Origin of the sequence: Fumia xinanensis (assembly GCF_014384905.1) — a bacterium.
GTDB classification, from domain to species: Bacteria; Bacillota; Clostridia; order Oscillospirales; family Ruminococcaceae; genus Fumia; species Fumia xinanensis.
Map to the genome: position 1 here is coordinate 311,883 of NZ_JACRSV010000001.1, position 23,233 is coordinate 335,115.

General features: G+C 49.5%; 25 protein-coding genes. 11 read left to right on the plus strand and 14 right to left on the minus strand.

What is annotated here, in order from left to right; translation table 11 throughout:
• Positions 1-21: 21 nt before the first annotated feature.
• Positions 22-564 carry a hypothetical protein gene (locus H8710_RS01450; RefSeq protein WP_249293609.1) on the plus strand — a complete coding sequence of 181 codons (543 nt, stop codon included), beginning with the start codon at positions 22-24 and terminating at the stop codon, positions 562-564.
• Positions 565-977: 413 nt separating this feature from the next.
• Here the strand turns inward: H8710_RS01450 and H8710_RS01455 are convergent, their stop codons facing one another.
• The 9 genes from H8710_RS01455 to H8710_RS01495 form a co-directional block, all read right to left on the minus strand.
• Positions 978-1,319 carry a hypothetical protein gene (locus H8710_RS01455; protein WP_249293610.1) on the minus strand — a complete coding sequence of 114 codons (342 nt, stop codon included), beginning with the start codon at positions 1,317-1,319 and terminating at the stop codon, positions 978-980.
• An 82-nt stretch (positions 1,320-1,401) separates the two neighbouring features.
• Complete coding sequence (locus tag H8710_RS01460) at positions 1,402-1,989, minus strand: hypothetical protein (RefSeq protein ID WP_249293611.1); 588 nt, start codon at positions 1,987-1,989, stop codon at positions 1,402-1,404.
• Complete coding sequence (locus H8710_RS01465) at positions 1,931-2,407, minus strand: DUF1064 domain-containing protein (protein ID WP_249293612.1); 477 nt, start codon at positions 2,405-2,407, stop codon at positions 1,931-1,933. Before H8710_RS01465 ends, H8710_RS01460 begins: the two co-directional genes overlap by 59 nt.
• A 98-nt stretch (positions 2,408-2,505) precedes the next feature.
• A complete protein-coding gene (locus H8710_RS01470; protein ID WP_249293613.1) occupies positions 2,506-2,673 on the minus strand; it encodes a hypothetical protein in 168 nt (55 codons plus the stop codon).
• Positions 2,674-2,720: 47 nt separating this feature from the next.
• Positions 2,721-3,506: a hypothetical protein gene (locus H8710_RS01475; RefSeq protein ID WP_249293614.1), complete on the minus strand. Its 786-nt coding sequence runs from the start codon at positions 3,504-3,506 to the stop codon at positions 2,721-2,723.
• A gap of 63 nt (positions 3,507-3,569) precedes the next feature.
• Positions 3,570-4,283, minus strand: coding sequence for a hypothetical protein (locus tag H8710_RS01480; protein WP_488154044.1), 714 nt, complete (start codon positions 4,281-4,283; stop codon positions 3,570-3,572).
• A gap of 22 nt (positions 4,284-4,305) precedes the next feature.
• Positions 4,306-4,758 carry a hypothetical protein gene (locus H8710_RS01485; RefSeq protein WP_249293616.1) on the minus strand — a complete coding sequence of 151 codons (453 nt, stop codon included), beginning with the start codon at positions 4,756-4,758 and terminating at the stop codon, positions 4,306-4,308.
• 369 nt (positions 4,759-5,127) lie between these two features.
• Complete coding sequence (locus tag H8710_RS01490) at positions 5,128-5,580, minus strand: ImmA/IrrE family metallo-endopeptidase (RefSeq protein WP_249293617.1); 453 nt, start codon at positions 5,578-5,580, stop codon at positions 5,128-5,130.
• Between the two features lie 12 nt (positions 5,581-5,592).
• The gene (locus tag H8710_RS01495; protein WP_249293618.1) at positions 5,593-5,997 is read right to left on the minus strand and encodes a helix-turn-helix domain-containing protein; all 405 of its coding nucleotides are present in this window, start codon (positions 5,995-5,997) and stop codon (positions 5,593-5,595) included.
• Positions 5,998-6,207: 210 nt separating this feature from the next.
• Between H8710_RS01495 and H8710_RS01500 the strand changes: the two genes are divergently transcribed.
• Both H8710_RS01500 and H8710_RS01505 read left to right on the plus strand, forming a co-directional pair.
• On the plus strand, positions 6,208-6,597 hold the full coding sequence (locus H8710_RS01500) for a hypothetical protein (RefSeq protein ID WP_249293619.1): 390 nt from the start codon (positions 6,208-6,210) through the stop codon (positions 6,595-6,597).
• 76 nt (positions 6,598-6,673) lie between these two features.
• Positions 6,674-7,669, plus strand: coding sequence for a phage lytic cycle repressor MrpR family protein (locus H8710_RS01505; RefSeq protein ID WP_249293620.1), 996 nt, complete (start codon positions 6,674-6,676; stop codon positions 7,667-7,669).
• A gap of 84 nt (positions 7,670-7,753) precedes the next feature.
• Here H8710_RS01505 and H8710_RS01510 read toward each other — a convergent pair whose 3' ends face one another.
• Positions 7,754-8,734, minus strand: coding sequence for an aromatic acid exporter family protein (locus H8710_RS01510; protein ID WP_249293621.1), 981 nt, complete (start codon positions 8,732-8,734; stop codon positions 7,754-7,756).
• Between the two features lie 240 nt (positions 8,735-8,974).
• Here H8710_RS01510 and H8710_RS01515 point away from each other — a divergent pair, with 240 nt between their 5' ends.
• Positions 8,975-9,604, plus strand: a complete 630-nt coding sequence (locus H8710_RS01515) for a cell wall hydrolase (RefSeq protein WP_249293622.1) — start codon at positions 8,975-8,977, stop codon at positions 9,602-9,604.
• 82 nt (positions 9,605-9,686) lie between these two features.
• Here the strand turns inward: H8710_RS01515 and H8710_RS01520 are convergent, their stop codons facing one another.
• Positions 9,687-10,655, minus strand: a complete 969-nt coding sequence (locus tag H8710_RS01520) for a glycosyltransferase family 2 protein (protein ID WP_430413306.1) — start codon at positions 10,653-10,655, stop codon at positions 9,687-9,689.
• A gap of 33 nt (positions 10,656-10,688) precedes the next feature.
• Positions 10,689-13,334 (minus strand): YfhO family protein, encoded by a 2,646-nt coding sequence (locus H8710_RS01525; RefSeq protein ID WP_249293624.1) that lies wholly within the window; start codon positions 13,332-13,334, stop codon positions 10,689-10,691.
• Between the two features lie 452 nt (positions 13,335-13,786).
• On the opposite strand from H8710_RS01525, the gene yfbR reads away from it, so the two are divergent.
• From yfbR to abc-f, 5 genes are all read left to right on the plus strand, one after another.
• A complete protein-coding gene (gene yfbR, locus H8710_RS01530) occupies positions 13,787-14,383 on the plus strand; it encodes a 5'-deoxynucleotidase (RefSeq protein WP_249293625.1) in 597 nt (198 codons plus the stop codon).
• 173 nt (positions 14,384-14,556) lie between these two features.
• Positions 14,557-16,005 (plus strand): aminoacyl-histidine dipeptidase, encoded by a 1,449-nt coding sequence (locus H8710_RS01535; protein WP_249293626.1) that lies wholly within the window; start codon positions 14,557-14,559, stop codon positions 16,003-16,005.
• A gap of 58 nt (positions 16,006-16,063) precedes the next feature.
• Positions 16,064-16,501, plus strand: coding sequence for a GNAT family N-acetyltransferase (locus H8710_RS01540; RefSeq protein ID WP_249293627.1), 438 nt, complete (start codon positions 16,064-16,066; stop codon positions 16,499-16,501).
• A gap of 27 nt (positions 16,502-16,528) precedes the next feature.
• Positions 16,529-17,764 (plus strand): DNA polymerase IV, encoded by a 1,236-nt coding sequence (dinB, locus tag H8710_RS01545; protein WP_249293628.1) that lies wholly within the window; start codon positions 16,529-16,531, stop codon positions 17,762-17,764.
• Between the two features lie 304 nt (positions 17,765-18,068).
• Positions 18,069-19,688 carry a ribosomal protection-like ABC-F family protein gene (gene abc-f / locus H8710_RS01550; protein ID WP_249293629.1) on the plus strand — a complete coding sequence of 540 codons (1,620 nt, stop codon included), beginning with the start codon at positions 18,069-18,071 and terminating at the stop codon, positions 19,686-19,688.
• Positions 19,689-19,764: 76 nt separating this feature from the next.
• On the opposite strand, the gene H8710_RS01555 is transcribed toward abc-f, so the two are convergent.
• Positions 19,765-20,382 carry a DUF3267 domain-containing protein gene (locus tag H8710_RS01555; protein WP_249293630.1) on the minus strand — a complete coding sequence of 206 codons (618 nt, stop codon included), beginning with the start codon at positions 20,380-20,382 and terminating at the stop codon, positions 19,765-19,767.
• A 69-nt stretch (positions 20,383-20,451) separates the two neighbouring features.
• Positions 20,452-21,846, minus strand: a complete 1,395-nt coding sequence (gene asnS / locus H8710_RS01560; protein ID WP_249293631.1) for an asparagine--tRNA ligase — start codon at positions 21,844-21,846, stop codon at positions 20,452-20,454.
• A gap of 390 nt (positions 21,847-22,236) precedes the next feature.
• Here asnS and H8710_RS01565 point away from each other — a divergent pair, with 390 nt between their 5' ends.
• On the plus strand, positions 22,237-22,740 hold the full coding sequence (locus H8710_RS01565) for an RNA polymerase sigma factor (protein ID WP_249293632.1): 504 nt from the start codon (positions 22,237-22,239) through the stop codon (positions 22,738-22,740).
• Entirely contained in the window at positions 22,737-23,204 is a 468-nt protein-coding gene (locus H8710_RS01570; protein WP_249293633.1) for a hypothetical protein, read from the plus strand. Before H8710_RS01565 ends, H8710_RS01570 begins: the two co-directional genes overlap by 4 nt.
• Positions 23,205-23,233: the final 29 nt, after the last annotated feature.

Sequence of the window (23,233 nt, forward strand, 5' to 3'; positions counted from 1 at the left end):
ACGGCAAGGGGAGTGACTTTTATGTTTGGAAAGTGGAAAAAAGAGGAAAACAAAGTGCAGATTGTCGATCGGGTATGCCCCAGATGTGGTTGTGTGGATGATGACGATATTTCAGAGAAAGTATGTCCCTTTTGCGGCTATCAGCCTATGATTGTGGTTGGACCGACAAGGATAGGATACGCTTTAACGGAAGATTCTGTAAAAATTGGAGAAGAGCTTAGAAGGACTTATTGCCCGACTAGTAACCCTGCTTATAATGCTGAGTGGTATGACAAGTATCAAAAAAGTGTTCAAGAATATCTGGAAGAATGGAATCAAAGCCAAAAGGAAGCCGAAGAACAAAAAGAAATCGAACAGGAATTAAAACGTCAGGAAAGAATAGAGGCGGTGGAAAAGAGCTTGAAAGACACCCGATACATCCCCAAATGCCCCACCTGTGGTTCCCCGGATATCAGGAAAGCGCCTGAAATAGGGATATCGACCGTATATGAAAGCGGATTGGTTTCTATCTATGATTGCGTACGTAAGCAGTTTGAGTGCAATAACTGCGGATACAAGTGGTAGATGATTTAATACTATGACTGTGGCTGTATTCAAGGTCTGGCAATCCTTGAATACAACTCTGCGGGCTCTCCCCGCAGTTCAGACTGTCTCTTACCGGCGGGGGAATCGGATTTCCATCGGGATTTCCGAGGAATCCCGCCGGGATTTCCTTACAGTCGTTGAACCTTCCCCATTCCGCGAAATGCGGGGAAGGGGCTTGGCTGCTGATTGGGCGTTGCCCCGGTAAACTCACAAGCCGGGGACTGCGGCGTTTAGGACGATGGAAACTCATCGCTTTTGTTTCACCCTGCGCCATCCCGCCCCTTTTTTCCGGGTTTTCCCTCCGTGTCCATCTGCCGTTTCCGGCTCTGTTTTGGCGGGCGGGCTTTGGCCTGTTCCAGCAATTTGAAAATCGTACAACCTCCCTCTTGCAACTAGGCTGCTTGAGGAAAGCGGGCATATATTTTATTACCTATTTTCTCAAAGGCGGACATAGCTGTAGATATATTATTAATACTTGTTACTACTTTTGTAGCGCTGGTTGTAAAAAGTTGGTATTTTGTCGAAAGTATACCCAGTGTTTGCTGTGTTTCTTTCCCAACACCGTTCAGATTTTTAAGGGAGTTTATCAGCGTTTGAACGCTGGACACCCCTTTCTGATCTACTTCGACGGATAGTTTAATTGGCTTGATGCTTACTTCAAGTTGATTTAAAGAATTTTTGATTTCAGTGGTATCCAGCTGTGCTGTTACGTTAATCGTTTGATTGTCATTCATCTTATTCCTCCGTTTCTTTTAAAGTGGAAGATGAACTGGGTTTGATTCTGCTCAAAAAAGCCGCTCGTAGGGGCGGCTTTTTCTAATTTTTTAGAACTTCCTTCAATTTCTCCTCGTCCATATCCTTGATTTGGCCCAGATTTTTCACGAGGTTTTGCACATCTACGTTGCCAAAAGTCTGCTCAAAGTAGGCGTTCATCGACTCCATCTGCCGGATAAACCGGGTAAGCTCCGCCCGCTCGCCGGAGAGGATTTTTTGCTGCTCGAAGGCGATGCCGCTGTCGATGGCGGCGAGGATTTCCTCATACTGCTCCAAGTCGATGAGGGCGAGAACCCGGCGGCAGACATGGGTGCCGTAGATGAGGCGGTACTGTTTGTGGGCGTCGGTGGGGAGCTTAAAGGAAGCGTAGTAGCGCAGAAGGTTTCTCTTTACGGCGAATTCTTTTAAAATGGGGAGGTAGGCGCCGTCTTCGGCGTCCACGCACTGAGAGACGGCCTCCGCCACGAAGTCGACGGCCTCTTGGAGGCTCAGTCGGACTTTCACGGTCATTTCGGGGGCGTCTTCTCCGTCCCAGCACCGGCAGGTAACCGTTTCCGGGAGATTCTGGCGCTCATAGATTTCCTGAAACCGGTTGGCGCCGATTTTCCTTGCTGTTTTTTTCTGGTTCATAGTGGTTTTGTCTCCTTTGTCGATTTTTGTCTTGCCGGCGGATTTTTTTCAGCTCGTCGTAAGAGATCCATCCGGTTTTTTGTGTGTAAGACAACCAGCGGTAGGTGATTTCGGGGTACTGCAGCCAGAAAAGCTTCCGCTTGAGTACGGCGGTGCTGGACGGGGAGCCTTTGGTGTCGATGACTTCCTCCCGGCCATCTTTGTAGACGAGGTAAAAATCTGCCACATAGGTAATGGGCTGCACCACTTTTCCGTTGTAGGTGAACATGGGCTGCAGGACGTATTCCTTTTGCAGCTGACAGGTGATGATATCGCCGCTCGCCATTTTCGGCCGGATTACGTCGCGGTAGAACCGCATTTCCAGAATGCTGTCAAACACGATGCCGTCAAAGCTTCGTCTTTGCTGGTCCTTGTCCATCCGCTTGCCACCTCCTTGCTGTCTCGTGATAAAAAATAAGGGGAGGGGAGAAGTTTCTCCACCTCCCCTGTTATTGGTATCGTAGGTTCAAAACAAAGTTAAGGTTTTGGGTTGCTTTTCTGCTCCATTTCTCTGCGGAAGTACTCCTGCCCGCACTGGGGAGAGCAGGCAAAGGTGCGCCAGGAGCGCATCTGCTGTGCCTGGCAGCTGAGGCAGGGCCTAAAAAGCTTGCCGCAGACTTTGCAGGGGATTTTTTTGTCAGCCATCTGCTGTCATTTCCTTTCACGGCCGATGAGGCCAAAGGGGAATGGGATTATTCGTCCGCTCCGTCACCGAAAATGATGCAATCCCAAAGGTTTGCTCTGCCGCCGCAGCCGCCTGCGACAGACTCAAACTCGAAGGAATGGACAGCGGGATTCTCGCCGATGGCCAGGTCGAAGTTGCCGGTGAAGTCTGCTCTGGGGAAGACGAACTGGACGCGGTACAGTTCGCCGCAGGGATCGGAAGCCAGGCAATCCATGTAAACCGACAGGGTCTTGGAGTAGGAGTCGGAAGCGTTGGAAACCTTAGCTGCGGTGACTTCGCGGTCGTAGAAGCAAACAAGCTCGCTGCCGGCAGCGTCTGCGGCAACAGTGATCGTCTTGTCAGCCAGTTTGTATTCGCCTGCTGCGGGAGTCTCTGCTGCAGCGGCTTTCAAAGCGGTGCCCAAAGTACCGTTTTTGTTTTTGATATAAACTTTGACGGACTCGGTTTTTACGGGAGTCGAAGTCAAGGTGGCGGTAGTGGAAGCGACGGCCAGGATTTCAGTGGCGCGGACGATCATTTTGGTTTCGCTGTTGATCACTTCACCGCCAGTCTGGGCTGCCATCATGCCGCCGCAGATGAGTCCGTTGGAACCGGTGACTTTGACCGCTTTGTTCTTTTTGAGGGAGCCCAAAACGCGGCCGCCTTTACCGGTGATGTTGACTTTTTCCTCGGTGTTCGAAACAGTGGCGCTCTGGACCTCGTCCAGGATGAACTCGCACTCGCCGGCGAGGTTGTAGCCGTGGATTAGTTCTACGCTTGTGATGGAAAGTTTTTCGGTGTTGATTGTGCTCATTTAAAATTCCTCCTAAAATTTTGTTTTTAGGGACTGGGCCGGCTCACCTTTCGGTAAATTTGATTACTCCTGGGTGAGCCAGTTCAGTTCCCTCTGGTCAATCTTTTTTATGTCAACCGTACCGAAGTAACAGCCGCTCATGACATGATTGTAGTTGATTTTTCGCTGGATCTGACGCACGCTGGCGTTAAACTGGTAGATGGTCAGATCCATGGTCTGCTCATAGTTGTACTTGAATTCCTCGGTGTTGACCATGGCCACCACCAAGTCCTCTAAAAAGGAACGATAGGGCTTTTTGGCCTGCCGCTTCTGTTTGAGGCGCGTCCGTTCGATTAAAAATTCCTTTGCTTCTTTGTTGCCCGCCTTGTATTTAGGCTTTTCGGTGAAATGTATCTTTCTCAGAGCGTCGCAGATTTCGTTGTAAATCAGCTCGTCGATGACGATTCCGTTTTCGGCGTCCCACAGGACAATCTGACCGTTTTCGTTGTTTTTTGCCGGCTTCAGCAGGGAAGGATCAAGCCCTGGAAAAATCAAGGATAAATCTTTGTTCTGCAAACTTTGAAACAGCAGCATAAACAGCTCGAAATCGGTAATCTGTTCGTAGTCGATCCCCATGTCGTCCAGCTGCACCATCAGGTCGTAAGGAGAGGAGGTCAAGGTGGTGACCATTTGATAGTACTCCCGGTCGTCGGAGGAGAGAATCTCTCCCACGGTAGGGATGTAAATTGATAAGAAGTCGGTGATGGGGACACTGCGGGCAATGAGAAGGCTTTTCATTTTTTCCAATGATATCACCTGTTTATCCGTTTAGAATCGTCGTTTTATAGGTCAGCATCTTTCCAAAGAAGTTCTTTTCCGGCGAATAAGGAACCGAGGAAATCAGATCCAACTTGCCGGCTCCAATGCCGCATCCCTGTAAAAGTTCGTCCGCTTTTTCGGCTATTTTGTCAATCAAATTGCCGTCCGCCAACTTAATTTTGCTTGTGTGGGCGTAAACGAGGAGGGTGATGTTTACTTCCAGCACTGTTTTGTTGACGGGGCGGGGGGAAGTGGCGTCGCAGCACAGAAAGCTTGCCGGAGCAGCATCCGGGCCTTCTGGTGCGTAAAGATAGGGATAAACAGACTGATAGAGAAGAGTTTGAGGGTCGGCGGGGGGAGTACCGCCGTTGAGCAGGGAAGTGATGGACTGAGAAGCTAAAATTTTCGTCAGAACACTTTGTTTGCAGACAGTGAGTTTTTTGAGATTTGCCATATTGTTACCTCCAATTAAAATAAAGCTTTTTGGACAGAAGACATCACTCCAGAATCTTAGGGGAAAGGCCCCGTCCTTTGGAGGAAAGAATGGTCTCCTGCCATTGGAATCTTGTACTTCGTGTTGGATTGACCTATGTGCAACAGTAATAAAAGATTCGAAAGCCTATTCTCTGAAGAAGGCTTCAAACAGGCCAATCAAAAATCATAAGCGGCTGGATTTCGGTACGGGAAACAACCCATTTATGGTGTGTTTGTACCGATTAAATCGAAAAGCAAATAAAATCACATCCTTTTAATTATTTTTTAAATTATATTGTATTTAAAAACCGCCTTTTAGACGGTTTTTGTAATTTTTAGCGGCGGTTTTTCAAACCCGCCTCAGCATAAGCTGTAATTTGAGCTGAATGTAACGTTCGTCCACACCAAAAAAGCTGGACAGTTGCTCCACGGTTTTATCGGCGTTGTCCAGGATGTCGCTGTCGGAGAGCAAAAATTCTGTGGCGAACATGTTCGCCTCCCGTTCTGGTTTGAGAGTCATATCGTAGATCATCAGGTCCTGGAGGGGGGTATACTGAGCAAAATGCCGATGAAGCCGGTCGTGGCCCAGCTCATGGGCGCAGACAATTTTTTGTTCGTTTTGGGAAAGGCTTTCGTTGATGACGATATACCGTTCCCGGCAGCGCAGCGTGTAAAAGCCTTTGAGGTTGTTCAGATTCCGGTACAGCACGTGAATCCCCAGATTTCTAGCGGCTTCAAACGGATCTTTGGTCCGAAGCTTTTTCTGGAGGCGATGCACGGTGTCTAAAATGTAATCTGTCATGGACAAAACCCTCTACTTTTCCCGGTATTTTTTAGGCGTATACTTTTTGGCCCTTTCCTTGGCGTCAAAATAGATATCGGTCATGGCCCGGAAGAAAGCGTCCCTGTCTTCTTCGTCCAGCTCACCTCCGGCAAAGAGTCCTTGCGCTTGTTTCAAAATTTGCTCCGCCTGTTTTTTGCCGTGTAAACCGTAGGCCGCTTCCGATTTCATAATAAATTCGTCCTGCTCGTCGATGAGCAGGTCTAACGAGACATTTAAAAAATGGGAAAGCCGGATAGCGGATTCCAGATTCGGCATCTTTAGGTTCCGCTCCCAGACGCTGACGGTGCGGTCGGAGACCCCTAAAGCATTTGCTACGTCCAGTTGACTGAGGTTTTGCTTCTCTCTGATTTCTTTCAATTTATCTCCAAATGCCATTTGAGGACCAATCCTTTCGATACAATATATAAATTGTATATTATGGAGTATTGACACAGTACAAAAATTGTGATATAGTGTAATCACATAAAAAAGATTGTAAACAAATCATATCAGACAAATTATAATTTGTCAAGCTTTGCAGAACAAATATTTGATGAAGATTTTGTGAACAATTGTTTCTTCCTTAGAAAGGGGCTTCGGCGGAAAATGGAAAAGATGTGTGATTTAGCAGAATTTGATGTATATTCGCTGGCAGACCCGGAGTATTTTGATTGGGATAAAAGCTTTTTGGCACATGGAGAAGCGGTTGTCCTTATTGACAAAGATAAGCTTGGTTGGATGAATCCAAGACAAAAAATAAGATATGAAGGATTTTTGCGGACAATTCTCGACCGCTGCAAAACGGCTTTTTTCGAGCAGACGACGGTTTACTACAGCGTTTCTCTCGACGAAATAGCCCCCTTTTCCATTGGACTGTATGGACTGGAGAGCAGACGCCTTCTAAACGCCTTTGTCTGTGAAGAATTGGAGGATGAACAGTATTGGAAGGTCTGGAAGATCCTGTCAGCTTATGGGTTGCGGTTGTTTTTTAAATAGTATGTGTACATAATTTAACAAATAATGTTGACTTGTTTTTACTTCTGGATTATACTGTCCCTAAGAGGTGATATGGATGCAAATGCGGCAGTTAGTGGAAGAAAAGATGAGTCCTGTTCCCGAAAGAGAAGATAAAATACAGTTTTTACTGGATCGGTACAGGAATATGTCAGACAAATCCATGTTGATTTATGTCCGCCGTTTCAACAAGATCGGGGCGTTGGAACAAGAGCTGCAAAAAAGTCTGTATCAATTTGAACGGCAAGACTTTTTAAGGTTGTTCCAGTCGTTTACCAACACAGTGGCAAATGGTTTTTCGGTTTTAAAAAGCTTTGTGACCGATTATTTGCAATGGGCAGAAGCCCGGGGCAGAAAAACGCCTTTGGGGATTTTAAAGGAGATTGGCTATGAAGACACTGATTTGACAGGAGTGTATAAGCAGTCTTATTTTCCCACTTTCCAGAATTTGAAGGACGAGATGCAGATGATGCTGGACTTAGCAGGTACAGAGGACAGTTCGGTGTATCAGTCGGTCAAGATGATGGTGTATCTCAGTTGGTTTGGGGTAGAAAATCCAGAGATTTGCGGCATCCGCAAACAAGATGTATCTGACGAGAGAGATGAGATCTATCTGCCCGGCCGGGGAGAGGTACTTGCTCTTCCGGAGTCCGTGATGCCGGAGGTGCGGGAATACCGGGATGCGGAAGGATACTATCGCCCTTTTCACAGCGCCGATCTGACTTTCTTCCGGTATAAGGACAGCTCGTTTTTGCTGCGGTCCTATCGCAAGGAGGCGCTTTCCTATATCGACGTGGTCAATGCGCTGAAAAATTTCAGCCGGTTAAACGACGACCCAAACGGAAAGAAATTTCAGTACCACAAAATTTACTGGTCGGGGATTTTCAGCCGGGCCTACGCCTATGAGCTATCGAACGGTGAACTGCCTAAGGAGAATATAGCGTTGCTTCAGAGAGTTTTTGGCGAGGATTATGTCAAGGCGGCAGGCGGTGCGCAGAAAGCGGCCAGTCGCCTGAAAGAATACCGGCGTTTCCGGGATTATTTCTATCGCTGACGACGGTTTTGTTTTTGTAAAAATATCGATTGAGCCGCTTCCAGTGGGAAGCGGTTTGCAGTATAAATATAATTTAAAAAATAATTAATTTTTCCAAAATCGCTGCACCTCTTCCTCGGAAAGGGAAAGGGCGAACTCTTTTTTCTGCATCAGCAGGTTTTCGACGTCGTGGGCGATTTGGACGAGTACCGCCCGGGCCTCAAATTCCTCCCGGTTTTGCGGAAGGGGGCTGTTTTTGAACCCGGCGCGCATTTTGGCAAAGGCGTCCAGGAGGGAGACGGCGTTGTTGTATTCGTGAAAGGAGTCCGATACCTTTTTGAGAAATTCCGCTAAGGCATTTGCCTGCTCGGGGATGCAACGAAGCTTTTGGATGCTTTCATCTATTCGCTGGAGCAGGGAAATCTGTCCCATCCGCAGCTGGAAATACCGTACATAGTAGCGCATATCGGTACGAAGGTAGTTGTCAGCGTTGTCGTAAGAGCGGGTGAGAGCGGCGTCCACCCGTTTTTGCAGAGTCTGAAAATTTGGGGTGAGGTCGGATTCCTTTCCTAGGAGCTTTTCTGCCAATCTACCGATGATGCATTTCAAACAGCCGTCGATTTCCTGCTGATCCTGGCGGATTTGTTTTGTCATCTGAGGCATATAGAGGTTTACAAGAACGCCGATGGCTACCCCTATGCAGAGCAGGATAAATTCATTGAGCACCAAGGTGTAGTGAAGGGAGCTGGCGGCAAAGACATGGCTGATGAGGACGGTGTTGGTGGTGATGCCCTCGTGGAGCTTTGCAAAATAGCAAAAGAGGATGAAAATGAATAAAAAGATCCCGAAGCTAAAGACGTGAAAACCCACCGTCCAAAAAATCAGCAGGGAAAACAGCACGGCGGGAACAAAAGCCAAAAGGCGCTTTCCTGCAATTTGAAAGGTGGCCTTTTTGGTGTCCTGTATACTCAGTAGGGTGATAATCCCAGCTGAAGTGCTGCTTTTCAGGCCCAGCAGATTTGCTAAAAAAATAGCAATGCAGCAAGCAGCGGAAATCTTTAAAACTTTGAGAGCATTGACTTTCATGGCGTTTCTCCAACAAATCGGGATTTTGTATTGGTATTTGTTGTTCCGGCCGGAATATGCGGAATCCAGTTGAAAGGGCGAAAAAGAAATATTTTTTCTAATTTGTATGAAGGCTTAAAAACCGGTCCAGAATACTGCCATGGAAAAAATTAGTAACCAATCTGGAATGAATTGCAAGTCCCTCACATATTCTTTCTTTGCGGACAAGCCGTGGACTCGCAAAAAACAGGAGGATTATCAATGAAACATCAATCAAAAATTGCGCTGGCCCTTTGCGCCGTCACGCTGTCGTCAGTTCTGATGACCGGAATGGGATACAGCGCAACCATAGAGGCGGTACACGCCCAGTCTCCTATTCTGCTGGAAACGCCGGTGGCCGAGTGGCACCGAATCCGTACCGAGGCGGAAAAGGCGTCTGCCGCTTTGCAGAAAAGGGCGGAAGAACAGGCAAAAGCGGAAGCCGAGAAAGCAAAAGCGAGACGGGCCTGTGCCTTTACCGACGAGGAAGTGACGATGATGGAGTACATCATCCAACAGGAAGTGCGTGGCGCTTCCCTGAAACACAAGCGCGTCATTGCGAATGTCATCGTCAACCGGGTCAATTCTGATTCTTTTCCCGATACCTTGGAAGGTGTGCTGTTTCAGAAAGGGCAGTTTACATCGGCGCAAAATTACTATAACCGGAAATACCCACCGGACGAGGACACCAAGCGGGCGGTACAGGAAGTGCTGAACCGCCGGTGCGAGGATTTGTCCCAGGGGGCGCTCTATTTTTACGCTCCCAGATGGACGGCGGAGAAAACGGCGTCCTGGTTTGAAAACAAGCTCGATTACCTTTTTGAACTGGAAGGGCATCGGTTTTTCCGGTAGTGAAAGGTTTCCCCATAGAAAAAAGCCTCGGCAAACCAAAACGGTTTGCCGAGGCTTTTAAAGGTTAGAATCATTATGAAAATTACGTGTCTTTTTCGGTGTCAAGCGTCAGTTCCACCGCTTCGATGCGATAGCGGGGGCGGGCTTTTGTTTCGGTGTAAATTTTACCGATGTATTCGCCGATTACACCCAGGGAAAGGAGCTGGATGCCGCCGATCATCCAGATGGACAGCATGGTAGCGGTCCAACCGGCCACCGCATGGCCGAGGATCTTGGAAATCAGGGTATAGACGATGGCGATGATACTGGCCAAAAAGATGAGGAAGCCCAAAATCGTCACCCAGCGGATAGGTTTCACCGAAAAGGAGGTAATGCCGTCAAAGGCGAAGGAGAGCATCTTTTTAAGGGGATATTTGCTCTCGCCGGCGAACCGTTCGCTGCGCTCGTAAGTGACGGACGAGCTTTTGTATCCGATGAGGGGGACGATGCCGCGAAGAAAAAGATTTACTTCTTTGTATTCCGCCAAGCCCTCCAGGGCGTTTTTGCTGAGTAGGCGGTAGTCGGCGTGATTGTAGACGATGTCCACTCCCATGAGCTTCATGAACTTGTAAAAACCCTGGGCGGTAAAGCGTTTGAAGAAGGTATCGGTTTTGCGGCTGCTGCGGACGCCATAGACCACTTCGCTACCTTTATCGTTTTCGTCGAGCATTTTGTCCACCGCCTCAATGTCGTCCTGCAAATCGGCGTCCATGGAAATGCAGATGTCGCAGTGTTCCTTCGCCGTCATGAGCCCGGCCAGCAGGGCATTTTGATGGCCCCGGTTGTGGGCGAGCTTGAGCCCGGCAAAATGCTCATCCTGCCGGTGGAGGTCGGAAATGAGCGTCCAGGTGTTGTCTTTGCTTCCATCGTCCACAAAGAGGATGCGGCTTTGTGGGGAAATCCGGCCTTGCGCTTCCAGGTGGTGTACTTTTTGCAAAAGGCGCTTAGAGGTTTCCGGCAGGACCTCCTCCTCATTGTAACAGGGAATCACCAAATAGAGAGTTTTCATGATATTTGCCTTTCTGTATCTTAAAGTTTGTCTGGCTTATTTTTCAGTAGTACCGTCGGTTTGCTCTTCGTCTGGCTGGGGCAGGGGGTGTTCCCTTTCCTCCGCCTTTGGGAGCGGATGCTCAGCAGGAGGCTCGTCTTCCTCGCTTTTGGGGATGACGATTTCCGTCTCCTCTTCCGGCTCGTCGGAACAGTCGGGAATTTCTTCCTCCGGGTTGTCCAGAGAGGGCAGGGGATGAAGGATACTCCGTACCTTGCGGGAGATTGTGGCGGCGTAAGCGTCGCCAGCGGCGATGCGGGATAGGGTAGCTTCCCGGTTTTGATGGGCGTAAGGATTGAGCCGCCATTCCGGACGGCGTTTGGCCACTCGGTTCATCATAATGACATAGGCAATTAGAAGAAACAGTCCGCCCAGTGTGATGAGAAAACCGGTTTTCAGACCGGGGGTCATGTAATCAAAGCGGATGGTGGAATCCCCTGCCGGTACCCGGACCGCCATAAAGCCGTTGTTGACGTTTTCGACGATAGCAGGCTCGCCGTTGACGGTGGCGGTCCATCCCGCTTCCCAAGGCACGCTGAAAAAGGCCAGTTCGTCGGTAGGAGTGTCGATTTTGGCGGTGAAACCCAGGTTGTCAGTTTCAAAGAAATAGCAGGTGTTTTTTCGACGGTTGGCGGCGTCCTGCTGAAGGCCTTCCATGCTGATGATGGGGTATTCGGTGAGGGGAAGCTCTGCGAGAATGTCGCCGTACCGGTCAATCTGTTCGTCGTTTAGGTGGATAGCAGACAGCATCAGCCGGTCACGGCTTTTTTCGGAGAAATCGTCGAACATCTTGTCATTTACATAGTAATCATAGGTAAAGCCCATGGGGACGTAGTTATCATTTCGGTAAATGTCAAATTCGTTTTCGGTGGTCAGATAGGAAAAACCTTCGGTGTCGGCGTCTTTTTCGCCAGCGTAGGTCAGAAGGTATTTGACTGAAGTCAGCGCCCGGACGCCCCTGTACTTCACGTCGGGCCGGGAACCGACCCCGCGGTCAAAACCGATGGAATCATAGAAGGTAAAGATCGATGCGGGGACGACGGAGTGGAATGCCTGGATAGTGGGAACCTGCCAATACATGGGGAAATTGTCCATGCATTTTTTGTCGTCGTCTACGTTGTTGTACATATCGATACGATAAAATTCGTCCTTGTCTTGTTGCAGGAAAGTCAGCTTGTCCCGGCCGTGAAGGCCCATTTCCACCACACGGTGGGTGGTGAGGGAATTGCCCTTGCCCAGCGCCATCATCAAAATGGAGGTGAGGATCGCCATAAAACAGACGGCGATAGTCGTCGCCCGGAAAAAGGCCTTTTTGGTGAGGCGGGTGAGAACGTAGGAGAGGATAAGCCCCATGACCACTACCATCACATAGGCCCAAAGGCGGTCCTGATATTTGGGAAGCTGCCCAAATACGATCTTTCCGTCCTTATAGGAGGGGAAAAAGCTGATGACGAGAAAAGCTCCGGCGACAATGGCAGTCCATTTGACGCCGAACTTAAAGTTCTCCCGGTATTTTTCCAGGGCCACGATGGTCATGACCGACATGATGAGGATGGGCATATAAAACCAGCGGGCATAATAGGAGTTGTTAAATGCCGAGAAGGAGCTGTTGAGAAAGGGGATGAAGGCGATGACCAAAGACAGGAAAAACAACGGCTTTGTCCAATGCTTTTCTCGGGATTTCAGCATGGCGAATACGCCGGTCATGCTGAATAGCGGCAGAAACATGGAAACCGATGACCATTTGGCGTTGGAGTCGGGGAAAAAGTTTGGATAAGCGGGGATGTCGGGCGGGTAGAAAAAACTCTGGAGGATGAGGCCATAACGCTGAACGCTGCTGTAAAGAAGGCCGTTCCAGCCAAGGAGAAAATTGTCGGTTCGGGGGTTGCCGGAAATGGCCAGAACAGATGGCAGAAGCAGGAATGCGGCAATCAAAACGCCCAGTACCGCTTCAAAAAACAGCAGTAAGAACTGCTTGACGTTTAATTTGAACTCTCCTCCGCAAATAAGGCGGACAAAGAAGTAAATGGTGACGAAAATCACTTCGCCAAAGAAGAAATAGTAGTTGATTACGGCGCTCAAAGCGACCATCAGGGCGAAAACACCCCTCCGACGGTTAACGACGTTTTCTTCCAGCGCAAGTAGCAGGAGCGGGAAAAAGGCGATGACTTCGTGAAAGTGATTGAAAAAGATATTGTAGATGGAAAATCCAGAGAAGGCGTAAAGCAAGGCGCCGATGAGGGCGTAGTTCGGATTTTTCACAAAACGCTTAAGGAATGCAAATGAGGTGACGGACGCAGTCGCGAACTTGAGCATGAGGAGCGGGGCCATGAGGTAGGGAACCGCCTCACTGGGGAAAGGAATGGTCAGCCAGAAAAAAGGACTTCCGATGTTATAGAAGGAGTAGGAGCCGAGAAAGTTGACACCCAGGTCGGTGGTCCAGTTCCAGAATAGGTTCCCGCTGCGGACAGCGTCGTGGCACATCTGGTAAAAAGGGATTTGCTGGACGTTAAAATCGCCGTAATAGACGAAAAGGCCCTTGTCCATAATGAGGAAAGGGAGAAAGAAAAGTAAACTTGTGAGCAGTCCCAGCCCAAAAACCCAAAAATACTGCTTGACTGCCTTCTGTCGAAGATTAACCAATTACTATACACCTCTTGTTTGATAATGGGGTATCGTACCCGGAAAAATGTGCAAAATATCTGAAAGATAAATACAGCCTGTAAGCGACTTGGTTGTGGTGATAATCATTCATAAAAAGTTTTTATGCTCAAAAACTTTCGCGCCAGAGGCGCATAGCACACCTGATGTGCTATTTGTGGATATTATAGCACACATTGCCTTTGAATAAAATGGACTTTCGTGATAATTTTTGATAAAATAACAATAAGTGGTAAGCATTTCATATCAACAGAGGCAAAAAACTAAAAAAAGTTCCGTCTCTCTTGCAAATTCACCTTTTTTCAGGAAAATGTAGAAGAGGTTAGGGGAATTCGTTTGAAAGTTCACTTTTAAATATGAAGTTTTGCGACTTTGCCGCAAAATTCACGGCGGCAATTTTGTTGTGCAAAACCAGTCAAAACCTTCGGAAAGGAATGTTGATTTACATGCTGGACAGCAGTTTTTTTGCTCTTATTTTGCGAATGAAGCATATTGACCGGTGGGGGCTGATGCGCAACACCTTCAGCGACAACTTAGCGGAGCACAGCCTGGACACCGCGGTGATTGCCCACTGCCTTTGCGTAATCGGGAACACTTATTGCGGAAAAAAACTGGATGCGGAGCGCTGCGCCGTTTTGGCGCTTTATCACGACGCCAGCGAAATTATCACTGGGGATATGCCGACTCCCGTCAAATATTACAGCGAAAATTTGCGGGCGCTTTATAAAGATGTGGAGAAGGAAGCGGCGGGCGAGCTGCTGCAAAAACTTCCCGAGGAAATGCGGGAGGTGTATGCAAGCATATTTTCCTCTGAGGGAGAAGATAGCGTTTATCGGCCTTATATCAAGGGGGCGGATAAGCTCTCTGCCCTTATTAAGTGCATTCAGGAAGAACAGTCCGGAAATCGTGAGTTCAAAAATGCCCTACAATGCCAATTGAATACGCTTCACGGATTGGGGCTTCCCGAAGTGGAGTTTTTTATAGAACATTTCATTCCGGCATTCTATCAGAGCTTGGACGAACAGCGATGAAAAGTTTGCGTCTCTGAAAAGTCACGCAGTTATTACGGTTAAAAGTATATTTCCGTTATTTTTAACAAAAAATAGCGTTATCATGCATGCAAATCGGCGTCATTGAGAGTTAGACGCCTTAACGGTTTGGCTGACACTGATTGCGGTGCACAGCAGAAAGGAAGATGATGATTATGAGCGATTTGCTCAATCGGGAACCTAAGGCGTTTTTTCGATATTTCAAGGAAATCAGCGCCATTCCAAGAGGTTCCGGTAACGAAAAGGCGTTGGGGGACTATCTGGTGGGGTTTGCTCTTTCCCACAATCTAGAGTGCACCAGAGACAAAGTGGGGAATGTTTTGATCCGCAAACCGGCATTTGCATCGGCACGTGTAGATGATGCGGTACTGATTCAGGGCCACATGGATATGGTATGTGAAAAAAATGTGGGAACAGTTCACGACTTTATGAAAGATCCCATTAAACTGGTGGAGCGGGACGGTTTTCTCTACGCTCAGGGGACGACCCTTGGGGCTGACAACGGTGTGGCGGTGGCCTATATGCTGGCGATCCTTGACGATGACAGTTTGCTCCATCCTGATTTGGAGTGTTTGTTCACTGTTCAGGAGGAAACGGGGCTCATCGGAGCGGAGCGGTTTGACGCGTCGCCCATCCGGGCTAAGCTGATGATCAACCTGGATTCCGGCCCGGATGACACCCTTCTCATCAGTTGCGCCGGTGGAATGCGGACCCATCTGACCAAAACGTTTGCTTGCGTCCCGTTTTCTGGAGAAGCTTTGCGCATTTCGGTTCGGGGCTTAGCTGGCGGACACTCTGGAGACGACATCGGGAAATGCAGGGGAAATGCCATCAAGCTCATTGGACGGGTGCTTCTGAACTTGTCAGAGGAAACGGCAATCTGTCTGGCTTCTATCTGCGGCGGCGGAAAGGACAACGCCATCCCTCGGGAATGCGATGCGGTGATTGCCTCAGCTGATCCAGAGGCAGTGCAGAGGATAGTGGGGAATCTCGAGACGATTATAAAAGAGGAATTGGGAGTGAAGGACGGCGGGGTTCGTTTGAGCTGCGAAAGCTGCGATATGCCTTCCGGAATGATGGACAGCAGGGATTCAAAAGAGCTCATCGCCCTTTTGAACCTGGCGCCCAACGGGGTTCTGACCATGAGTCCGCGAATGGAAGGGCTGGTGGAATCCTCCTGCAATTTGGGGGTAATCGTCACCGAGGGAAGCGAGGTCACGCTGACCTTTGCCCCTCGCTCCTCAGTGGAGAGCCTGCAGGACGACACACAGCTAAAGCTTGAGCTTCTGGCAAAAATTTTTGGCTGCTCTTATTGCCACGACAGCCGGTATCCCGGCTGGCAGTACGAGCCTCAGTCCAAGCTGCGGGAGGTATTTGCTCAATGTTACCGGGAGCTGAACGGCAGCACTATGAAAATGGAGGCCATCCACGCCGGGCTGGAATGCGGGCTCATCAAGGCGAAGAAGCCGGTTCTCGATATCGTATCAACCGGCCCTGCTATTTACGATTTCCACACCCCCAACGAGCATTTGGACCTGGAGTCTTGCTTCAGGTTATGGAAGCTGCTCAAAAAAGTGTTGGGGATGCTGGCAGGCAAGGTCTGATCCGGAAGCGTCCCGCATAGGAATCGGTATCGACATTTTGAGAGGGGCGGGGAACATTATGACAGTCAGAGAAGCACAGTATGAGGACCTTCAGGAACTATTGCAGCTGTACACCCACCTGCATGAGAAGTCGGTTCCGTCTATTGACGGAAAGGCGGAAAAGGTGTGGATGGAGATTTTAAAAAACCCTAACCACCATGTCATTGTGGCGGAGATAGACGGAAAAGTGGCAGCATCCTGTACGCTGCTCATCGTGCGGAATCTCACCCATGGGCTGCGTCCGTTTGGACTTATCGAATACGTGGTGACCCACGGCGAATACCGGAAGCGAGGCTGCGGCGGCGCGGTACTTAGGTACGCCTGGGAGCTGTGCGTTAGGGAAAACTGCTACAAGCGGATGCTCATTACCGGAACCAAAAAGGACAGCACCCTGCGGTTTTACGAGCGGGCAGGACTGAGCAGCGAGGGAGAAACGGCGTTTGTAGAGTGGCTGTAACAGAGGCTGAAAAAAGGGGGGACGGCGATGGAACGCACCATTTTGCACTGCGACTGCAACGGGTTTTATGCGTCAGTGGAATGCGTCTTCCATCCGGAACTTCGCAAAGTCCCCATGGCGGTCTGCGGCGATCCGGAGAGCCGCAAGGGGATCATCTTAGCCAAAAACGAGCTGGCCAAGCAGTTTAACGTCACCACTACCGAGACGGTGTGGCAGGCAAAGAAAAAATGTCCGGATTTGGTGCTCGTCAGGCCTCATCACGACGCTTACCAGGTGTTTTCGAAAAAGATGAACGCCATCTATGCCCGGTATACTGAGCAGGTGGAGCCCTTTGGCATCGATGAATCCTGGCTGGATGTGACGGGGAGCCGAATGCTGTTCGGGAGCGGCAAAAAGATCGCCGATGAGCTGCGGGACACAGTCAAGCGGGAACTGGGGCTGACCATTTCGGTGGGAGTGTCCTTCAACAAGGTGTTTGCGAAATTGGGAAGCGACTACAAAAAGCCCGACGCCACCACCATCGTCAGCCGGCAAAATTATAAAAGTCTCGTTTGGCCGCTACCGGTGGAGGCGCTTTTGTATGTGGGAAAAGCTTCCCAGGAGGTTTTTCGCAAACTCGGCATCCGCACCATCGGTGATTTGGCGGCGACAAGCGAGGAAGTGCTCACTGCAAAGCTGGGGAAAATCGGAGCACAGCTCCATACCTACGCTAATGGGGAGGACCATAGTCCCGTCGCCTCCGTCTACGAAAAACAGGAGGCCAAATCGGTGGGCAACGGCATGACCTTTAAGCGGAATCTCCTGGGGATGGAGGATATTCGGCCGGGGGTGCTGTACCTCGCTGATTCGGTGGCGGCGCGGCTGAGGCGATATGGGTATCAGTGCCGGACGGTGTCCGTTGCCGTAAAGGATCCTCAGTTTCACACAGTGCAGAAGCAGACTACCTTAGACAGCCCCACCGATCTGACCAAGGATATCTACGATATTTCTATGGCGCTTTTGCTGTCTTTTTGGGACGTTCAGAAGCCTATCCGGGCTATTACTGTAACCGCCTCCCATTTCGGAGAAGGAGAAGGGGGACGGCAGCTATCTCTTTTCGAGCAAGAGGAAAACGGGGCCCAGCACGAGAGGCAAAAAAGCCTGGAGCAGGCTGTGGACGGCATTCGGGGGAAATACGGCCATGGTTCCATTTCCTATGCCCAGATTCTCAAAAACGATTTGGGAATCGCGCCGGACCACCATCGGAACCAGGAGGAAAAATGACATCTTGACGAAAACAAAAGGGTATGCTATACTACCCGATAGATTGAAAGAAAGGTACAGGTACGAGGCTCATGAGAATTTGCTAGTCTGAACACAAAAACAGTTTGTTTGGGGCGTATAAGACGCTCTGTTTTGTGTTGGATTGGTAAAGTGCGCCGACCTGTATTTTTTACTGTCCATTTTTGGGCAGGCCCCAATTGATGAGGCTTATCATTGCGTGAGTTTTTTCTGCATGATGGGAAAATAGCAGGGTAGATGCGCCTTCCGGCACAAAACAAATTTGTTTTGGACGGGAGGTTTTTAAATGTCTGAAATTTTACTGGAAGCACAGAATATCGTGAAATATTATGCTGACCGCAAGGTGCTGGAATGCCAAAACTTCAAGCTGCTGAGAGGTGACCATGTTGGTGTGGTCGGTTTGAACGGGAGCGGGAAAACGACCTTTTTGAACATTTTGGCAGGGGAGCTTCAGCCCGACGAAGGCGTGGTGCGCAGAAATTGCGAAATCGCCTGTTTTGCTCAGTTCGGGGATGCGTGCGCCGAGACGGATGGGGAGAGAAGGTTTGCCGGAAGCCTAGAACTGGACGGACGGGACACAGTCAGCGGCGGCGAAAACGTGCGGATTCGCCTGGCGGAGACCTTTGGCGGAAACAAGCCGGTACTGTTTTTGGACGAACCGGCTTCCAACCTGGACGCGGAGGGAGTGAAGCTGTTGTCCGGTCAATTGCAACGAACTGAGACTTTTTTGCTCATCAGCCACGACCGCTGGCTGCTCGATACCCTATGTGACAAAATCGTCGAGGTGAAAGACGGACAAATTACTTGCTACAGCGGAAACTATTCCTCCTACAAGGAGCAGAGTGAACAGATACGGGAGCGGCAGTTATTCGAATACGAGCAGTATGTCGGGGAGAAAAAGCGGCTTACAGAGGCGCTTATCGACCGGGAGCGAAAGGCCAACTCAGTGAAAAAAGCGCCGTCTCGGATGGGAAACTCTGAGGCGCGGCTCCACAAGCGAGCGGCGCTTGAAAAACAGGAGAAAATCCACAATGCCCGCAAGGCGCTGGAATCTCGAATACACCAGCTGGAATCCAAGGAGCGGCCAAAAAACGCGCCCCGGGTTTCCTTTGACTTTTCGCTGACTGACCCGCCGCGAAATAAAATCGTCATCGAGAGTGAGGCACTTTCCTTTGCCTACGGGAAGGGGGCAAAGAGCCATGCGATATTCGACGGCGCCGCGTTCCAGATCGCGGGCGGGAGCAAGACAGCAGTTTTAGGCAAAAACGGGGTGGGGAAATCCACCTTGTTTCAGTTGATTGTTGGAGGAGACGGGCAGATCCGTATTGCACCAAAGGGGAGGATCGGGTACTTTCGGCAGGATTTCACTCAGCTCGATTTGGAGAAAACCGTTCTCGAAAACGCCATGGCCGAGGCGATCCAGACGGAGCGGACCATGCGGAATTTGTTGGCGCGGCTGCTGTTTCGTCGTGACGACGTTTACAAAAAAGCGGGAGTTTTAAGCGGCGGGGAACGGGTAAAACTCAGCTTTGCAAAGCTCTTCGGCTCTGCCTGCAACATCCTGCTTTTGGATGAGCCGACAAACTACCTGGACATTTCCTCTATTGAGGTGTTGCAGGAGATGGTGCGGGAATACGAGGGCACGGTGCTTTTCATCTCTCACGACAGGACGTTTTGCGATTCTGTAGCCACCCGAAAGCTGACGATAGAAAACGGAAAAATACTGGAGCAGGGAGGCGCGCCTTCCAAAAAGAAAGCAAAACGGCCGGACGATTCGGAAAAGGCGCTGTTGGAGTTAAAGCTCGCTGAGGTGATTTCCCGGCTTTCCATACCGGGCGTACCAGACAGAGAGAAATTGGAGGCGGAGTATCAGGCGCTGTTGGCGCAGAAAAGAAAATTGTCGTAATAAAAGCAACCCCTCACCGGCAAAAACGTCCGGTGAGGGGATAAATTTATCTGTAAATCATCTGCGTACGGGTTTACTAGTTTTTGTCAAAGACGACGCATCCTATCTGATAGGGGTGGTCGAGGAGCAGGGATTTCCGGCGCTTTCGGATACGCCAAAGGACGGCTAAATCTCCACCGCCCGCGAAAATGTTTAATAGTCCCCACAGGGCCCAGGCGTAGCTTTCCGCAAACAGTCCAACAAGGTACACGCCAACGCCTAATATCAGAGTGGGCATCAGGATACCGGTGGCATAGCTCCAGAAGGGCAGGGGTTCCCCGCAGGTGCAGTACGGGGTCAAATATTTGGCCATGAACCCGAAGTCGATTGCTTTGAAACCTTTTTTCGCAAAGATGGACCAGGTGATGCCGTGAATCAACTCATGGACGGCAATTCCAGCCAAAAAAGTAATGAGAAAGAGCAGAAAACGCCAGCCGCTGAGGGAAAATGAGTTAGAGCCGCCATTTTTCCAGAAAAATAAAAGGATGCCTGCAATCAAAATCGGAAAGGTTACAGCGACTGCCAGGACGTTTGCCTTGGTTACGCTGAAACAGAGATCGGTTTTTTGGTAACCCTGCTGCTCTAGCTCAGCTGACAGCGCTTTGAATTTCGTTTTTCGCTTTTCTTCCGCAGGGGTGAGTTTTCTGTCATCCATGGAAAAATCCTTTCTGCCATGTTAATGAAAAAAGCAGGCGGAAAAATTGTTCCGCCTGCTTACAATTTCTTAATATTCCGCGGAACCAGTGGTTCTGGGGAAGGGGAGCACATCCCGGATGTTGGAGACGCCGGTCATGTACATGACGAGCCGCTCAAACCCAAGGCCGAAGCCGCAGTGTTTGGTGCCGCCATATTTCCGAAGGTCCAGATACCAAGAGTAGTCCTTGGGGTCGAGCTTAAAGTATTCGAGGCTCTTTAGAAGCACATCCAGACGCTCTTCACGCTGGCTTCCGCCGACGATTTCGCCGATGCCGGGAACCAATAAGTCCATGGCGGCGACGGTTTTTTGGTCATCGTTTAAGCGCATATAGAAGGCCTTGATCTCCCGGGGATAGTCGGTGACAAAGACCGGTTTTTTGAAAATCTGCTCGGTGAGGTAACGCTCATGTTCGGTCTGCAAATCGCAGCCCCAGAAAACAGGGTACTCAAACTGGTCTTTGTGCTGCTCTAAAAGCTCGATGGCCTCAGTGTAGGTCACGTGGGCAAAATCCGCTTCCACCAAAGATTCCAGGCGGGCAATCAGCTCTTTGTCGTAGAACTGATTAAAGAAAGCCATCTCATCGGGACAGGTGTCCAGCACATAGCGGATGACGTATTTCATCATCTCCTGAACAATGCGCATATCATCATCCAGATCGGCGAAGGCCATTTCCGGCTCGACCATCCAAAACTCCGCCGCATGGCGGGTGGTGTTTGATTTCTCGGCACGGAAGGTGGGGCCAAAGGTGTAGACATTACCGAAGGCCATAGCCATGCACTCAGCTTCCAGCTGGCCGGAAACAGTGAGGTTTGCGGGCTTTCCGAAGAAATCTTGGGAGAAATCCACCCGGCCGTCCTCGGTGAGGGGGGGATTTACGGGGTCGAGGGTGGTGACTCTAAACATCTCGCCGGCGCCTTCACAGTCGCTGGCGGTGATGAGGGGGGTATGGGCGTAGACGAAGCCGCGCTCGTTAAAAAATTTATGGATAGCGTAAGCGGTCACCGACCGCACCCGGAACACGGCGTTAAAGGTATTGGTCCGGGGACGCAGATAGGAAATCGAACGAAGAAATTCCAGCGAGTGGCGTTTTTTCTGGAGAGGGTAGTCGGGGGTGGAAGCACCCTCCAGCGTGATTTGGGCAGCGTGAATTTCATAGGGCTGTTTCGCTTCAGGAGTCAAAACTACAGTGCCTGTGACAATGACAGCGGAGCCCACGTTGAATTTTGTGACTTCCTTAAAATTATTTATTTTGCTCTCTTCAAAAACGACCTGCAAATTTTTAAAGGTGCTCCCGTCGTTCAATTCGATGAATCCCAATGCCTTGCTGTCGCGGATCGTTTTGACCCATCCGCAGACGGTGACTTCTTTTGCCGCGTAAACGGTAAAATCCCTATAAAGGGCGGCAAGTTCCAACCGTTTCATAGTAACCCATGTCCTTTCTTGAGAGGAAAACTCCTCTTTTATGCAAGCCCTTATTTGGTTATCAGGCTCTTTTTACCATATCTAATATATTTTACATGAATTCCCTGTTTTAGTCAACTTTTTAAGGAAAAAAGCAGGAAAAGTATTTGACAGCTGGTAATCTGGCAAATGTAACTGGCTAAAATTTGTAAAAGCAGCTGCATTATGGTAAAATCCAATCATGAGAATCTAAATGCCGGGTATTCTATTACTGCCAAACCCTAATTGATTTGAAATGGAATGATTTTCTAAAAAAGAATTCTTTAAAAAATGTTTTTTCTTGAAGTCATGGGAAAAACAGCGTCGTTTTAATGAGCGTAGAGGAAAGAAAAAGGTGGTGGTAGCAGAAGGATGAAGGATCAGGAATTCGAGGCGGTTGTCCGGCAATATGAAAAACTGGTTTTCACCGTATGCTACCAACTGGTGAAAGACTACCACGAAGCACAAAACCTTACACAAGAGACTTTCCTTTCCGCCTACACACACATCGACGCCTACCAGGGTGACAACTATAAGCCCTGGCTCGTCAGAATTGCATCCAACAAAGCAAAAGACTACCTAAAATCCGCTTATTTTCGAAAAGTGGATACCACCGACGAAATGGAAAACAAAATTTCCTCTACTTCTACTTCCGCAGAGCAGCTCGCCATTTCTCAGGATACGGCCCGGCTCATACGGGACAAAATACTGGATCTCGAAGAACCCTACCACCAGGTGGCGAAGTTATTTTTCCTGGAGGAGAAAACGGTGGAAGAGATCACGGCAATTCTGGACCGCCCCAAAAAGACGGTGCAGACGCAGATATACCGCGCAAAACTAAAACTTCAGCAAATTATAAAGGAGGGACTGTCATGATGCAAAAATATTTTGATACGGAAGGGCATATCACCGACCGGGCATTTCAGATGCTTGTAAATGAAGAACTGGACGAAACGCCGCGCTACGAGCTGGCGGAGCATCTCGATTTTTGCGACCGCTGCGTAGAACGGTACACCGACTTCCTCACTGATAGCAGCCTGATGGTTCCCCGGGAAGAAATTGCGCCAGGCGTGATGGAAAAGCTGAAACACCGTGCCCGGATGGTCATTCTGTCTCGGACGGCAAGGGTATCTATCGCGGCCTGCCTCGCCTTAATTATTTGGGTGGGAGGTGCGTCTCAGCTTCGATTTGTCCAGCCTGATAAAGGAAACTTCGGGCCGACCAATCAGAAGACCTTCTCTCTCCAACAGGCATTTCAGGGGGCCAACGAGGGCCTCGACCAGATTTTCAGTAGCTTCAACGCCTTCCTGCGAGGGGATAATCTCAAAGAGAAAAAATAACTTTTAAATAGACGAAAGGAATGATCCTA

Coding starts and splice junctions, on each gene's coding strand:
- H8710_RS01450 (WP_249293609.1), top strand. CDS start 22: ATGTTTGGAAAGTGGAAAAAAGAGGAAAACAAAGTGCAGATTGTCGAT.
- H8710_RS01455 (WP_249293610.1), bottom strand. CDS start 1,319: ATGAATGACAATCAAACGATTAACGTAACAGCACAGCTGGATACCACT.
- H8710_RS01460 (WP_249293611.1), bottom strand. CDS start 1,989: ATGAACCAGAAAAAAACAGCAAGGAAAATCGGCGCCAACCGGTTTCAG.
- H8710_RS01465 (WP_249293612.1), bottom strand. CDS start 2,407: ATGGACAAGGACCAGCAAAGACGAAGCTTTGACGGCATCGTGTTTGAC.
- H8710_RS01470 (WP_249293613.1), bottom strand. CDS start 2,673: ATGGCTGACAAAAAAATCCCCTGCAAAGTCTGCGGCAAGCTTTTTAGG.
- H8710_RS01475 (WP_249293614.1), bottom strand. CDS start 3,506: ATGAGCACAATCAACACCGAAAAACTTTCCATCACAAGCGTAGAACTA.
- H8710_RS01480 (WP_488154044.1), bottom strand. CDS start 4,283: ATGAAAAGCCTTCTCATTGCCCGCAGTGTCCCCATCACCGACTTCTTA.
- H8710_RS01485 (WP_249293616.1), bottom strand. CDS start 4,758: ATGGCAAATCTCAAAAAACTCACTGTCTGCAAACAAAGTGTTCTGACG.
- H8710_RS01490 (WP_249293617.1), bottom strand. CDS start 5,580: ATGACAGATTACATTTTAGACACCGTGCATCGCCTCCAGAAAAAGCTT.
- H8710_RS01495 (WP_249293618.1), bottom strand. CDS start 5,997: ATGGCATTTGGAGATAAATTGAAAGAAATCAGAGAGAAGCAAAACCTC.
- H8710_RS01500 (WP_249293619.1), top strand. CDS start 6,208: ATGGAAAAGATGTGTGATTTAGCAGAATTTGATGTATATTCGCTGGCA.
- H8710_RS01505 (WP_249293620.1), top strand. CDS start 6,674: ATGCAAATGCGGCAGTTAGTGGAAGAAAAGATGAGTCCTGTTCCCGAA.
- H8710_RS01510 (WP_249293621.1), bottom strand. CDS start 8,734: ATGAAAGTCAATGCTCTCAAAGTTTTAAAGATTTCCGCTGCTTGCTGC.
- H8710_RS01515 (WP_249293622.1), top strand. CDS start 8,975: ATGAAACATCAATCAAAAATTGCGCTGGCCCTTTGCGCCGTCACGCTG.
- yfbR (WP_249293625.1), top strand. CDS start 13,787: ATGTTGATTTACATGCTGGACAGCAGTTTTTTTGCTCTTATTTTGCGA.
- H8710_RS01535 (WP_249293626.1), top strand. CDS start 14,557: ATGAGCGATTTGCTCAATCGGGAACCTAAGGCGTTTTTTCGATATTTC.
- H8710_RS01540 (WP_249293627.1), top strand. CDS start 16,064: ATGACAGTCAGAGAAGCACAGTATGAGGACCTTCAGGAACTATTGCAG.
- dinB (WP_249293628.1), top strand. CDS start 16,529: ATGGAACGCACCATTTTGCACTGCGACTGCAACGGGTTTTATGCGTCA.
- abc-f (WP_249293629.1), top strand. CDS start 18,069: ATGTCTGAAATTTTACTGGAAGCACAGAATATCGTGAAATATTATGCT.
- H8710_RS01555 (WP_249293630.1), bottom strand. CDS start 20,382: ATGGATGACAGAAAACTCACCCCTGCGGAAGAAAAGCGAAAAACGAAA.
- asnS (WP_249293631.1), bottom strand. CDS start 21,846: ATGAAACGGTTGGAACTTGCCGCCCTTTATAGGGATTTTACCGTTTAC.
- H8710_RS01565 (WP_249293632.1), top strand. CDS start 22,237: ATGAAGGATCAGGAATTCGAGGCGGTTGTCCGGCAATATGAAAAACTG.
- H8710_RS01570 (WP_249293633.1), top strand. CDS start 22,737: ATGATGCAAAAATATTTTGATACGGAAGGGCATATCACCGACCGGGCA.